General features: G+C 59.5%; 13 protein-coding genes. 10 read left to right on the top strand and 3 right to left on the bottom strand.

The window, feature by feature from the left end:
- The coding region (locus M3I53_RS35670) for a hypothetical protein (RefSeq protein ID WP_254320477.1) at window positions 1-241 on the top strand (241 nt) is incomplete at its 5' end.
- A 195-nt stretch (window positions 242-436) separates the two neighbouring features.
- Here the strand turns inward: M3I53_RS35670 and M3I53_RS35665 are convergent.
- Window positions 437-1,525 carry a TraB/GumN family protein gene (locus M3I53_RS35665; protein ID WP_254320476.1) on the bottom strand — a complete coding sequence of 363 codons (1,089 nt, stop codon included), beginning with the start codon at window positions 1,523-1,525 and terminating at the stop codon, window positions 437-439.
- Between the two features lie 575 nt (window positions 1,526-2,100).
- Here M3I53_RS35665 and M3I53_RS35660 point away from each other — a divergent pair.
- Together M3I53_RS35660 and M3I53_RS35655 are read left to right on the top strand one after the other, a co-directional pair.
- Complete coding sequence (locus tag M3I53_RS35660; protein WP_254320475.1) at window positions 2,101-2,484, top strand: HIT family protein; 384 nt, start codon at window positions 2,101-2,103, stop codon at window positions 2,482-2,484.
- Window positions 2,484-2,990 carry a hypothetical protein gene (locus M3I53_RS35655; RefSeq protein WP_254320474.1) on the top strand — a complete coding sequence of 169 codons (507 nt, stop codon included), beginning with the start codon at window positions 2,484-2,486 and terminating at the stop codon, window positions 2,988-2,990. Before M3I53_RS35660 ends, M3I53_RS35655 begins: the two co-directional genes overlap by 1 nt.
- Before the next feature lie 344 nt (window positions 2,991-3,334).
- Here the strand turns inward: M3I53_RS35655 and M3I53_RS35650 are convergent, their stop codons facing one another.
- Window positions 3,335-4,069 (bottom strand): nucleotidyl transferase AbiEii/AbiGii toxin family protein, encoded by a 735-nt coding sequence (locus M3I53_RS35650; RefSeq protein ID WP_302057986.1) that lies wholly within the window; start codon window positions 4,067-4,069, stop codon window positions 3,335-3,337.
- A 237-nt stretch (window positions 4,070-4,306) separates the two neighbouring features.
- Here M3I53_RS35650 and M3I53_RS35645 point away from each other — a divergent pair, with 237 nt between their 5' ends.
- The 4 genes from M3I53_RS35645 (at window position 4,307) to M3I53_RS35630 (ending at window position 5,602) form a co-directional block, all read left to right on the top strand.
- Complete coding sequence (locus M3I53_RS35645) at window positions 4,307-4,555, top strand: AbrB/MazE/SpoVT family DNA-binding domain-containing protein (RefSeq protein WP_254320472.1); 249 nt, start codon at window positions 4,307-4,309, stop codon at window positions 4,553-4,555.
- Window positions 4,549-4,869, top strand: coding sequence for a type II toxin-antitoxin system PemK/MazF family toxin (locus M3I53_RS35640; protein WP_254320471.1), 321 nt, complete (start codon window positions 4,549-4,551; stop codon window positions 4,867-4,869). Before M3I53_RS35645 ends, M3I53_RS35640 begins: the two co-directional genes overlap by 7 nt.
- A gap of 195 nt (window positions 4,870-5,064) precedes the next feature.
- Window positions 5,065-5,319 carry a hypothetical protein gene (locus M3I53_RS35635; protein WP_254320470.1) on the top strand — a complete coding sequence of 85 codons (255 nt, stop codon included), beginning with the start codon at window positions 5,065-5,067 and terminating at the stop codon, window positions 5,317-5,319.
- Window positions 5,320-5,329: 10 nt separating this feature from the next.
- Window positions 5,330-5,602: a cyclic-phosphate processing receiver domain-containing protein gene (locus M3I53_RS35630; RefSeq protein ID WP_254320469.1), complete on the top strand. Its 273-nt coding sequence runs from the start codon at window positions 5,330-5,332 to the stop codon at window positions 5,600-5,602.
- Between the two features lie 209 nt (window positions 5,603-5,811).
- Here the strand turns inward: M3I53_RS35630 and M3I53_RS35625 are convergent, their stop codons facing one another.
- A complete protein-coding gene (locus M3I53_RS35625) occupies window positions 5,812-6,984 on the bottom strand; it encodes a helix-turn-helix transcriptional regulator (protein WP_254320468.1) in 1,173 nt (390 codons plus the stop codon).
- 389 nt (window positions 6,985-7,373) lie between these two features.
- On the opposite strand from M3I53_RS35625, the gene M3I53_RS35620 reads away from it, so the two are divergent.
- Genes M3I53_RS35620 through M3I53_RS35610 form a run of 3 tightly spaced genes read left to right on the top strand, consistent with a single transcriptional unit; the run spans window position 7,374 to window position 12,293 of the window.
- Complete coding sequence (locus tag M3I53_RS35620; RefSeq protein WP_254320467.1) at window positions 7,374-9,527, top strand: filamentous hemagglutinin N-terminal domain-containing protein; 2,154 nt, start codon at window positions 7,374-7,376, stop codon at window positions 9,525-9,527.
- Between the two features lie 47 nt (window positions 9,528-9,574).
- Entirely contained in the window at window positions 9,575-11,326 is a 1,752-nt protein-coding gene (locus M3I53_RS35615; RefSeq protein ID WP_254320479.1) for a ShlB/FhaC/HecB family hemolysin secretion/activation protein, read from the top strand.
- 10 nt (window positions 11,327-11,336) lie between these two features.
- Window positions 11,337-12,293 (top strand): peptidyl-prolyl cis-trans isomerase, encoded by a 957-nt coding sequence (locus tag M3I53_RS35610; RefSeq protein WP_254320466.1) that lies wholly within the window; start codon window positions 11,337-11,339, stop codon window positions 12,291-12,293.
- The last annotated feature ends 2 nt before the right edge of the window (window positions 12,294-12,295 follow it).

The following is a 12,295-nucleotide window of genomic DNA, read 5'->3' as shown; positions in this document are numbered from 1 at the left end:
TCACCCGCGTAACCGGTACATTTCAGATCTGCGCAAATTAGCGGGCAACGCAATGATCGTCATCGGCGAGCATGACGAGGCCGTCGATGCCCAGCGCCTGCAGAAGCTGTTCGCTCGAGAATCCCCGGCAAGCTTGTTCAATATTCTTCCCGACACGAACCACTTCGGTATTTTCATGAGCGCCTTCGTGCACGAAATGCTCATCGAATGGTTGACGCAATATGCAGAGACGCAGGCATGAGCACCGCAACCAGTGTTGCGTTGCTCACGTAGCGTAGTCGAAAGTCTGCTTTCGGGAGATTCAAGCGGCTGGTGTGGGGCGGTTATGACTGTTGCATCAGACGTGGGCCGGGGGCAAGCGGTGCGCCCGATCGTGGGACGCAGTGCGGCCACTATCGGTCACTCAAGCTCGACACATAGTTCGTCGGCAATCTCGCTACAGCGGCGAACGATTGACGTCAGGCGTCGTCCCGTCGCGTGCCGCGGCCGCGCTTTGTGGTGGGATGACTGTGTAGCCAACCGCACGCAACCTGTCGAGGAGCGAAGCGGCACCGAAGAAGTGGCCGGCGCCGACAGCAACGAGGATCGGTCCTTTGCCATGGAAGTAGTCGTAGCGGGCGAGTGCCGCCGCAAATACATCGGTGTTCGTACGGTAGATATATTGGTCCGCAGTGTAGAGCGCGTCCGACTCCTTCGGATCACGCGTGGTCAGCAGTCGATCAAGCAGCGCTGCGTCTCCCGAGATCCATGCCGCCTCCAACGCGCGAAGGTCAGCGGTGCCCGGCACCCGCACACCAGCCAGGTTTTCGCATGAGGCTATCAACATTGCTTCCTGCGCCATGGGGGGTACATCACTGAACACCCTGAAACCCCGTTCGTCCGTTTCCAGATAGATTAGCGGCATCTTTTTGGCCTGCGCTATCGAAGACAGTCGTTGGTCGATGCCCTGGTAGCCCAGCATTTGCGATAGCCTGCCGCCGGGTTCGGCGGTATCGGGCGCTTTTGACCGGTACGTGGCCGCCAGTGCGGCTAGCCAGGGTTTTAGCTGAAAGAACGTGAACACATTGTGTCCGCTTTGGCGCGCGCATTGTGCGAGCCGCTCGGCCGTCATCCCGCTTACGTGATTCGTAATATTGTCGCTTGCCGGGTACACGCCATAACGGCGAAGGATAGCCGCCGCGTGTGCGGGCGTTGGCTTTAGCGGCGCTTCGAGCACAATGGCTTGAACACGGTCGGCGAGTGCTCCAAGTGCGACATCGATCCGCGAATCGTCGTCAGCCAGATGATGAATGGTCGGCACCAGCAGCAAGGTGGGATGGTCGGGCAACGTAGCGGTCCAAACCATCACGTGCAATTCGTTAGGCGCCGACGCCCGCTCAGCCTCTGTTTTGCCGGTAACGGACTGCGCGTGCGCAAGGGTGGTCGTTGTCCCGGCAAGCACGCCGAACATCGCAAGCACGACAACGCGCTCCATCAGCCACATCCCAGGAATCGTCGCTCGAATGTCCGGGCCGCGCGATGCCATATCGTGATCTCTTCGATGCATGGGTTGCCCTCGGCGCGTTTCTGTTGTGTCGGGAAGCAGGCCATGCGCTGCGCCCGAATGCGCCGGCGCGCTGCTCGAAGCCGGAGCCATGATAGCAATGACCGATATTCGCTTAGTGTGGGAAATCCAACATAGTCGGATAGCAGGAAAATCTCTGTTGCAGGTCGCCCCAAGGTTCGGCGCGCATTCGCCACGAACGTCCGCTTCGTGGAAAATCGATCGTCTCTTCAGGGGCGGTTATGCCTGTTGCATGAGTCGTGGGCCGGGGGCGAGCGGCGTGCCCGGTCGTGGGACGCAGTGCGGCCACTTTGAGTCGTTCGGCATCGTGGGCCAGGTTGTTGACAATCCAGTGCTATCACATGATCATGCCGCAGCACGCCAAACGGAACGCGGACAGCCATTCTTCTGTTTAGGTCCATCCTCATTCGCTTTTGTTTCCGTTTTCGCCAACGTAGCACTGGTTTCTGTGAGGCTCGTCGCCCCGCTCAGTTAGCACACACCTCTCGAAGGACGCTGCGCTAGTTGCTATATCAATGGCTCTTGAAAGGTGAATCGTGAATACATCCTGCCCATTTTGCTCCCTTCCATCTGATCGTATTCTTGGTGAAAACGACAAAGCGTTATGGTTTCAAGATGGGTTTCCCGTTTCGCCAGGTCATAGCTTGGTCATCCCCAAACGACATGTGGCGTCTTTTTTTGAAACTACAGCTGAAGAACGTGTAGCGCTATTGGCGTTGCTGGACTTGGCCAAAAAAACAGTTCAGGAAAGCAATGCCCCTGATGGTTTTAACATCGGGATCAATGTGGGCGCTGCCGCTGGGCAGACTGTCCCACACCTGCACATCCACCTGATCCCGCGCTACCTTGGGGACCAGGAAGACCCTAGAGGCGGGGTGCGAAAGATATTTCCTGAGAAAGCTGATTACTGGAGCAAATAATGAATTTTGATTTTCGCGGCCCATATAAAATTCAGTGGTGCAGAGATGATAATAAGGACCGTAAAATAGACCGGGACGAACTTCTGAAACTTAAGAGGGAACTTCAATCTCAAGACCTTGGGCGATGCAGTGGTTGTTATATGTTTACCTTGAAATACGGTGACAAATATATCCCCTACTATATCGGTCAAGCAGTTCAGAACGACCTGATCACGGAATCATTCGCTAAAAAGCACAAATTGGAAATTTATGACGATGTTGTGAAGGAGGGAAGAGGTTGGCCGCATATTTTTTATTTCCCGAAATTAACTTCAACGGGAAAATATGCCGGAACAGCAAAAAAAGGAAGCGACAGATCTATTGATTTTCTTGAAGATTTCCTTATTGCCTCCGCCCTCCAAAAAAATTCTGGTCTGAAAAATGTAAAAAAGACTGGATTTTGGAGAGGCATGCATGTTGCAGGACACTCTGTGCAGAATCTGGAGGGCCTCGGCTTATTCGGTTGAGGCCAGGAAAGCCTTTTCTAGGTGAGCGTTTGAAGAAGCGCGTGGTTTCGGGGTGCGTCCGCTATCGAGATTACTGATGGACTGCGTCGGGTCGGGAAGACCCATTCATTGACAGCGAGAAAGCCATTCGCCGACGCTGGTTCGCGAATGGCAGCAAACCAACTTGCAGCCGACGCACAGCCACCCATCGCCGAGCGTCGGGTACGGCCGATATGCGCGCGTTTAATGGTGAGCGGCTTTCCGAGTGATCCGGCCGTTCGAGCGACCGCCGGACGACACAGGTGATCGCCAGCAATTGGGCCGGTTCGCGCCTTACCGGACGAAACGGCGACGCACGCGATCTCTTATCCGCGTTTATCCTCCCGATCGAGTGCAGAAAATGCTTCACACAACAGCGCTTCCTGCTCGGGAAGGCGCTGTTTGTCGCGTGTGCGGAGTTTGCGCAGGTTTTCGATCTTCCAGCGTATCGCGGGCATGTCCTGCAAATGGTCGTAGGGCCTCAGCGCCCAGTCCGGATCGAGTATCACAAGGGGTAGCAGAAATTCACGGTGATCCTTGTTCAGGCCGCGTGGCAGATCAGGATGAAGCTGCGCCTGAACTGCCTCGAGCTGGGCAAGACTGACCTCGTCCACCGTCATCCCAACAAGACCCGCCTCGTATTCATGCATCAGCGAATGGGGCTTTGCAAAAAGCACTTCGTGAACGGGGCGGTTGTGGCCGGCGGGGTAGCCAACGAACGCGGCAACGAAATCGTCGCGCAGACCGTACGTGTCGTAAATGTGCTGCACCTCGAAGATGTCGCGGGGATGCTGGCGGTCCAGCGCCGCGACGAGCTTGCTTCCGTACAGCTCCGCGTCGGCGAGCGTTGGCGCCTCGAAGTCGACGCGGGACATGTCCTGTGCACGCGGCACGACTGCGCGCGTGACGGTCGGCGTGAGCGCGCCCCGGAGTCGCGCCGCAGTCGCGGAGCAACTGCTGAAGTTGACGTCAGGGGCCAAGGAGTACAATGCAACTAACAGTCCGACTATTTCTAACCTGGCAAGCGCCTTTCGGCGACTGCGCCACCCTGTAACAGGCATCAGCGATAGTGCCGGTGAGCAACGGGTTTCATCGCGGCCGCCTTTTTGCAGCAGCCTGCTGCACATTTAACGGGCCTGGTTCGCTCAGGGGTCAAAGCAATCACGGGAGCGTGCTGGTGTTCCTCGAGGTCCGGCGGGGGCGCGAAAGAGACAGGTAGTGACACGCGGTCTCGCGCGTAATAACTTTGTGTTGACGTGCCACGCATAGCGGCATAACATTGTACTTACGGAGAGCCTATGAAAACGACGATTCGCAGAATGGGTAACTCGCAAGGCGTGCTGATTCCAAAGCCCGTCCTCGCGCAGTTGGGATTGGAGAACGAAGTGGAAATGGAAGTCGAAAACGACGCAATTGTGCTGCGACGCCCCCGACACAAGCCCCGTGAAGGATGGGCGGAAGCGAGCAAGGCGCTCACGGAGAGCGGTGATGACGAGTTGGTGATGGGCGAATTCTCCAACGTCGACGACGAGGGGCTTGCATGGTAGTGCGCGGAGACGTTTGGTTGGTCGCGCTCGATCCGACGATGGGTAGCGAAATCCAGAAAACGCGGCCCTGTGTCGTGGTCTCGCCTCCCGAAATGCACGACCATCTGCGGACGGTCCTCGTTGCTCCAATGACCTCGAAAGGGCGGGCAGCCCCTTTTCGGATTCCGGTGACGTTCAAGCGCAAGCACGGCTTGATCCTTCTGGATCAGATGCGTGCGGTCGACAAGGTGCGACTGGTCAAGAAGGAAGGCTCAGTTGCAGATAAAACGTTGTCGGACACCCTTCGAACCTTGCAGGAAGTCTTTGCGGAATAGGCAAACGCGGGGACGCGGGAGCGAAGGCAAAGTCCCTTTTCTTGACCGTCGCGGTTGCGGTGGTAGCCGTGACGTGGGATTTGATCGATGAGAACTGGTTCATTTTCTGCTGGCGGGTCAAACTGTCCGTCACGCCCGGAATCGGCCTCTACGATTCGATGCTCCGGGACAGGACTGAAGCGTGATCGAAAAACGATGAATATCTCTCTTGATGCGGCAAAGGCAATCTATCGACAAGCGATCGACCCGACCGCGAGCGACGGCGAAGGTGCCAACTGGTGGGATGAAGTTGCAGACGAAGTTCGCGATGTGGTCTCGGCCCGCACCGTAGGCGAGGCCGCCGAAGTTATAAGATGGTGGCATCACGACTGGACACTCGTTTCTGACACGTCGCGAGACGCGGCGAAGCGAATTCGAGAGGTAGCGCGGGCGCTGCGCTGCGACGCATAGGAAATCACACATGAAGGTGTTTCTTGACGATGAGCGCCCGACACCCAAGGGCTGGCTCCGCGTCTATTGGCCTGATGAAGCGATCCGACTGCTCGAATCTGGAATCGTCGAGGAAATCAGCTTGGATCACGACTTAGGCGATGACGATCGGGGTACAGGCTACGATGTCATCCTGTGGATTGAAGAGGTTGTTGCGCTACACGACAGGGCGTATCAAGGTCAACCTACTGGATGGTCATTGACCGCGGAAAACGATCGCGGCCGGAGCAACGACTGCGCGTAACGCCAGCGGAAAACAGCGAAGAGACGGTGCTGGAGACCAGTCAGGAGCGCGGTGGGGCAGCAGGGGAAAATGCGTCCGCTTTGCCAGCTGGGTCAGCACCCATGCCGCGCCCCTCGGTTGGACGCAGGCGACGTTCGCTGAATATTCGGGCCCCGACCGCGGACAGTTGACCTGTAATGTCATGTCCGGCGATGCGCAATGGTCCTTTGTCACTTGGGATGACGTTCGGCATGCATACCTTCACGACTCATCTCGCGCTCCGCAACAGTGCCGAGCTGCGTCACGATTCGCACCAGGTCGCTCTGCCGTCTCACTCCCATTTTTGAATAAATTTGATGAAGATGAGTACGGACTGTGGAAGGCATTACGCCCAGCGTCTGAGCCACCTCCTTCGGTGTTGACCCTCTCCCGATTTCACAAGCCACCCGAGCTTCACCATGCGTTAGCCCGAATAGGGATTGGAGGTACTGGTGTGCGTTCGCATGCCTGTTTTCCGATTCGGCAACCACTATCAAGGCAGTACGTGGGGCAAAGGACAGGCCGGATTCAATGGTTGCGTCTGAATTGATGGGTGTGACGAGTATTCTGATCGTACAACCGGGTGAAACACAGTCGATGAGCATCGCGCCGCCCCTTTGTTGCTGTCGATCAGTGCAGGTCGCTTGAGCAATCAGTCGGTGTAGCGCTCTTGTACTCGATAGGGTTGGCGTGGTTAGTACGTGATGGTCGATGTGCAGCCCACTGTGCGTAGAAAGCAGCAATTCGGCCGTTTGGTTGCAGTGGCGAACCCGGGCGTTCTCGTCGACGATGAATATCTTCTGCGTAAGGGCATTCAACGCATTCGCGTAGTCCCGCGCTCTTATGCTGAGATCCCCCAGGGTACGCAGCGTACGTATTGCGTGGCGAAGATGAGGAAGCAACGCGCTTATCATTTCCAGACTGCGTTGCGGGTACGGTCGTACGGACGCACGCGGGGCACCGAACAACCCGACAAGATCACCGTCGCGCATGAAGTTTGCCAGAGCAATCCCGCCGATTCCTTGTGGCCGCACCCAGTCCTGATAAAACTCACTCCGACTCAAAACCGTGGCGGAAACCAGCATCTGGTCTGTGAAGAGCGTACCTGGCATCCATGAGCTGGTCAGGGGAACGATCGGATCGAGTTGATTGTAATAGCGCTCATACGAGTCGATGTACGCGGGCTCTATTCCGTCCCAGTCATGTGCTGAACGCGATTCATCTGGCGACCGGATCCACAAATTCACATGTTCGGCGCCGATTTCCTTCGCAATTGAGCCGAGGGCCATCGGGATGCTTTGGGGATCGAGACTCGCTTCATTGAGAGCAAGGATCAGCCGCTCAAGGTCACTGTTAAACGTCATCGGGCATCTCCTCGCGCGATGCGCGGCGGAAGTGCGTCCCGGGAAGCGTGTTGTGCGCCGCGTCACCTAGGGTATAGACGTTGACGTTTTCGATTAACTTTCTGCAAGCCTGGAGATTATTGAGTTACGGCGGAGGATTCCGGTTCGTTACCGTCGTCTCAATCGATGAAATTCAGCTCGGGTAGGGCGAAAGCATTCAATTGCATTTCAAATTCCAATCATTATCGTTACTTTAATTTAGTTAGCATAAAATCGTCGCCTCTATTAAAGATTCGTCTGAAGGTTGCCGATAGCCTCGCATGAGCAGCGAAATACGAACTTAAAACACGCGGTACACCGACCGCTCCGGGGTTCCCCATGCATGCCTGCGCGTGCAGGGGAAAGAAATAATGAAAAGCCGATGGTATGTCCAGGCGCGCAGCGATGGCCTGCGCGCGATATTCGCTTTCCTGACCAGCGCGGTCCTGGCGCCACCGTTCGCGCTCGCCGCCGGTATCGTGCCGGATGGCAAAACCACAACGACGGTCACAACCGCTGCGGGCGGGGCACAAACCGTTAATATCGCACCGGCTGTCGCGGGCGTTTCGCAGAACACCTATTCGACATTCAATGTGGGCGCAGCGGGCGCGACGCTCAATAACGTCGGTATCAACGCGCGTACGATCGTCAATCAGGTGACGAGCACGAATCCGAGCCTCATCGAAGGCGCGATTACCGTGGCGGGCTCGCGCGCGAACGTCATTCTCGCCAATCCCAACGGCATCACGGTCAACGGCGGTTCGTTCATCAACGCCGGTCACGTTGCGCTCACGACCGGTCAGGTCAGCTTCAGCGACGTGCAAATCGCGCCGGGGGTGGTTCAGCGCAACGTCGTGCTCGGCACGACAGGCGGCACGATCGTGATTGGTCCAGGCGGGCTGTCGGGCGCGCTCGTGGATCTCGATCTCATCGCGAAGAACGTACAGGTCAATGGAGCGTTGAATAACACGTTTTCCTCAGGTACGGCGCTCACACGCATCCTGGCTGGCACGAGTTCGGTCACGCTCAACACCGGTTTTTCCGCCTCGGATAACGCGAACGACTGGATGTCGATCACTTCCAGTTCCGCCAATGCGCAGGCTAAAAGTTTTGCACTCGACATCACAGCAGCAGGCAGCATCGCGAGCGGGCGCATCGAACTGATCGTGACCGACCAGGGACCGGGCGTGCGTAGCGCGGGTCCGCTGAATGCGTCGCTCGGCAATTTCTCGCTGAGCTCGAACGGCGCCGTGCAGTTCTCCAACAGTTCGGTCAACGCGGCCACAGACGTGAGTTTCAACGTCAAGGACGCGCTCGCATTTACCGACACCCAGGTCAACGCCAACAACGGCGCCGCCGCGCTCACCGCAACCGGCGCTTTGACACTTACGGGAAGCAGTGTCATCGCGAACGGCGCAGTCAATCTGGGCGCGAACGGTCTGACGTTCGAACTCGCCAATGCCCAGAAGGGCTCGACCGTCGCATCGGCGAGCGCGGGCGTCGTGCTTCAGAGTAGCGGCGACATCGTCAATGTCGGATCGCTCATCCAGGGGCAGCAGCAAACATCCGGAGACAGTGCGTCGAAGGGTGCCGTGACGCTTGCCGCAACGGGCAACGTGCTCAACCAGTCGAATCCAGGGGGAGCACTTGGCATTCTCTTCGGCGTGCAGGGCGATGTTTCGATCGTCGCAGGTGGCGATGTCGTCAATGAAAACGCGCGCGTGCTGTCGAACAGCAACGTGAACATCACAGCAGGCGGCGACTTCCGCAACATCGTCGACCACAGCACGGGCGTCACAAACGGCGCAGCAGTGGGCTTCTCACAGAACAGCAGCGGTTTTCTATTCTTCCACCATCGCAACAGTGGCTTTAACGTCGACTACGGGCAGCTCGCGGATGCCAACGAACTTGCCTATGTCACGGCCGATTCGGGCAACGTGACGATCAACGCAAACAATATCGCCAATACGGGCGGCTCGATCCTGTCGAATAACGGCGCAGTCTCGATGACGGCGCTTGGCATGCTCGACACACAAGCCGTTTTCACCGGCCAGGCGGCGTACCGGCAATCCTGTTTCATTTTCTGCAAGTCGAGCGCGAGCAGTTCCGTGCAGGCTTTTGGCGGTGTGATCGAGGCGGGCACGGACATCAGCCTCAAGGCGGGCACGCAGATCACCAATACGGGTGGCACTGTGCTCGCCGTGGGCAAGCTCTCTCTCGACGCGCCGCGTACGCTCGCGCAAGCCGTCCTGGGCTATAGCGCCATCAACGAGACGCACGACCTGAAGGCGTGGTTCGGTAACGGCTGGGCGTCGATTTACGCGACGGATACAGGTGGCCTGTTCGAGGGCGGCTCGGGCGCCGTGGAACTCACCGGCGTGGGCGAAATTGACGGGGGCGCCTTCATCGCGCCCGGCGGTGCGCATGCGGCCGGAGGTGTCGTCACGACGCGCCCGCGCTGGCAGCAGCCGGTGGGTATCGGCACGCATAACTCGATCGGGCTCGTGTCGTGGTTCGGTCTGTGAGCACGCCCATCGTTCAGGCCGGTTTGCGCGCGGCCGCGCTGGCGGCGATGCTGCTCGCGTCGAATGCGCGCGCACAGCTGGCGCCTCCGCCTCCGCCGCTGCCTGCACTCCCGCAAGGCGCCCGCGCGGTGCAAGACCCGGCGCAGCGCCTGCTGCAGCAGCAGCGCGACCAGCAACGCAACGACGAACTCCAGCAGGCGCCCGCGCAGATCTCGGTGCCGGAGGGCACGGTGCCGAACCTCCCTCCCGGTGCGGACGTGGAGTCGCTGCCCGACGTCGCGCCGATGTTTCGAATCGACCACATCGAATTCACCGGCAACTCGCCGGTTTCGCGTCGCGCGCTCGATGAAGTCGCGCAGCCATTCATTGGCAGGATGCTGGGCCGCAACCGTATCAACCTGTTGCTTCGCCGGCTGACTGAAGCCTTCATTGCGCACGGCTACATCACGACGCGCGCATACCTCGGGCAGCAGAATCTCGCCTCGGGCACGCTGACAATCAACGTGGTGGCGGGACGCATTGCGGCGTTTACGCTCAATGGCCAGCCGCTGCGGCCGCGCAGCACACAACCGGGGCGTGTGCCGCCCGTTGGCGGCGGCTTTCTCTCCGACGATGGTACGGCCTGGGCATTCGGCGCTTCGCAGGGCGATGCGCTGCGCCTGTCCGACCTCGAGCAGGGCGTTGACCAGATCAACCGGTTGCGCCGCAATCAGGCCCAGATCCAGATCCTGCCCGGCGAGGCGCCGGGCGATTCGATCGTCGCTATCACAAATCACTATGGTGGCCCGTTCTATGTCGATGCGGGTCTCGACAATTACGGCAGTTCCAGCACGGGCACGCTGCGCTATCGCGCTTCACTCGAAGCGGACAACACGATCGGTTTTCAGGAGTCCCTCGGGCTCAGTTATGTCGGCTCCGAAAACAGCAATGCGCTGGTGTTTTCGGCCGCGGTGCCGTTCGGCTACCAGACGCTCAGCTACACGACAGCGCTCTCGGAGTATCAGCAGGCCATCGGCGACACGGCGCTGCTCGACGGGCGCACGTTCAGCCAGACGCTCGGCTGGAACGACGTGCTCACGCGCTCGGCGAGCGGTCGCATCAGTCTGGACGCGACGCTCACCAAGCTGCGCACCGAGCGCAGCGTCAACGGGATCGAACTCTCCCCGCAGGACCTCACGGTGGCGCGCATCGGTGTGAACGGACTGTACCGGTTCGCGGCGCATGGCGATCCGTCTGCGGCCACGTGGGATCTCGGCATTTCGCAGGGTCTGCCCTGGCTTTCCGCGAGCCACGACGGCCCCGATATCGACAGCAGCGACGCGCACAGCCAGTTCACGATGGGCGACGCCACACTCACGCTGCAGGCGACGCTCGGCCAGCTCGGCGCGCTTTCCTTTGCGTACCGGGGCAGGCTGCGCGCGCAGTACAGTGCGGTCGCGCTCTTCGGCAACGAGCAGATCTTTCTGGGCGGCATGGACTCGGTGCGCGGCTTCACGGAAGGCGGCATCGCCGGCGATAGCGGCTTTTACCTGCGCAATGAAACCGTCTGGCAGAACGCACCCGCGTGCTTCGACACGCATCTCGAACCATACATATTTCTCGATGGCGGCAAGTCGCACCTGGTGGCTCAGGGCGGCTGGCCGACGTTGATGGGCGCAGGCGTGGGTGTACGCGCCGCGCGTCGTTTCGGTAGCCACACGATGACGGGCGAAGTGCTCGTGGGTCGGGCGCTGTTGCAGCCCGCTTCCATGGGCGAAAAAGCGACCGTCGTACTCGCAACGATCAACTGGTCGGAATAAAGGAGCAGACATGAGCAGGTCGATTTCAATGCAGGGCGCAGGCCGGTTCGCGATGCGCATCACCTTCGTGGCAGCAACCGCAGGCGCGGTGGGCTTGATTGGCGCGAACGACGCGGACGCGGCCGTGCATACGAAGGCAAAGGCAACGGACTCGAGCGCGAAGGCGAAAGCGGATGCGGACGCGAAGGCAAACGCGAACGCACCGGAGACCGGACTGCCGCCGGGCGTGATCGCACGGGTGAATGGCGTGCCCATTCCACAGGACCGGCTCGATGCCGCGGTGAAGCTTTCGCATGCGCCGGACACCCCAGCGCTGCGTGCGACGCTCAAGAACCAGCTGATTGCGCGCGAACTGTTCCGCCAGGCGGCAGAAAAGGCGCACTACGAAAGCCGGCCTGCGGTTCAGGCGGAAATCGACCAGGTGAAAGCGACTGTGGTCACGCAGGCGTGGCTGCAGGATCAGCTCAAGCCGGTGCAGGTCAGCGACGCCGACGTGAAGGCGCAATACGACAAGGTCGTCGCAACGCTTGGCGACACCGAATACAAGCCGCGCGTGATTGCGACGCGCGACGCCGACACCGCACAGAAGGTGCTCGACCAGCTCAAGAAGGGCGTGGATTTCGCGCAGCTCGCACGTCAGTTCAGCCAGGGACCGAATGCGGCACAAGGTGGTGAGATGGGCTGGATCTCGTTCAAGACGCCGATCGAGGCGGGCAAGACGCAGAACTGGCCGCAGCCGCTCGCCGAAGCGATGGTGAAGCTGCCGCAGGGGGGCGTGACGAGTGCGCCGGTGCAGATCGACGGGACGTACTGGATCGTGCGCGCCGACGAAAAGCGCGCCACGCAGATTCCCACCTTCGACCAGTCGAAGGAAATGCTGCGCAGGCAACTGGAGCAGGCCGCACAGACGAAGGCAGCCGCCGAGCTCGTGTTGGGCCTGACGAAGCAGGCGCATATCGAGCAGTAACT

It is taken from the genome of Paraburkholderia sp. CNPSo 3272 (assembly GCF_024206495.1).
Classification (GTDB): domain Bacteria; phylum Pseudomonadota; class Gammaproteobacteria; order Burkholderiales; family Burkholderiaceae; genus Paraburkholderia.
This window is presented reverse-complemented; position numbering and strand designations above follow the sequence as displayed.

Bases quoted from the DNA above. Each gene is read 5' to 3' on its own strand.
- M3I53_RS35610 (WP_254320466.1), top strand. From the start codon at position 11,337: ATGAGCAGGTCGATTTCAATGCAGGGCGCAGGCCGGTTCGCGATGCGC.
- M3I53_RS35650 (WP_302057986.1), bottom strand. From the start codon at position 4,069: ATGCCTGTTACAGGGTGGCGCAGTCGCCGAAAGGCGCTTGCCAGGTTA.
- M3I53_RS35615 (WP_254320479.1), top strand. From the start codon at position 9,575: ATGCTGCTCGCGTCGAATGCGCGCGCACAGCTGGCGCCTCCGCCTCCG.
- M3I53_RS35665 (WP_254320476.1), bottom strand. From the start codon at position 1,525: ATGGCATCGCGCGGCCCGGACATTCGAGCGACGATTCCTGGGATGTGG.
- M3I53_RS35640 (WP_254320471.1), top strand. From the start codon at position 4,549: ATGGTAGTGCGCGGAGACGTTTGGTTGGTCGCGCTCGATCCGACGATG.
- M3I53_RS35635 (WP_254320470.1), top strand. From the start codon at position 5,065: ATGAATATCTCTCTTGATGCGGCAAAGGCAATCTATCGACAAGCGATC.
- M3I53_RS35625 (WP_254320468.1), bottom strand. From the start codon at position 6,984: ATGACGTTTAACAGTGACCTTGAGCGGCTGATCCTTGCTCTCAATGAA.
- M3I53_RS35655 (WP_254320474.1), top strand. From the start codon at position 2,484: ATGAATTTTGATTTTCGCGGCCCATATAAAATTCAGTGGTGCAGAGAT.
- M3I53_RS35620 (WP_254320467.1), top strand. From the start codon at position 7,374: ATGAAAAGCCGATGGTATGTCCAGGCGCGCAGCGATGGCCTGCGCGCG.
- M3I53_RS35630 (WP_254320469.1), top strand. From the start codon at position 5,330: ATGAAGGTGTTTCTTGACGATGAGCGCCCGACACCCAAGGGCTGGCTC.
- M3I53_RS35645 (WP_254320472.1), top strand. From the start codon at position 4,307: ATGAAAACGACGATTCGCAGAATGGGTAACTCGCAAGGCGTGCTGATT.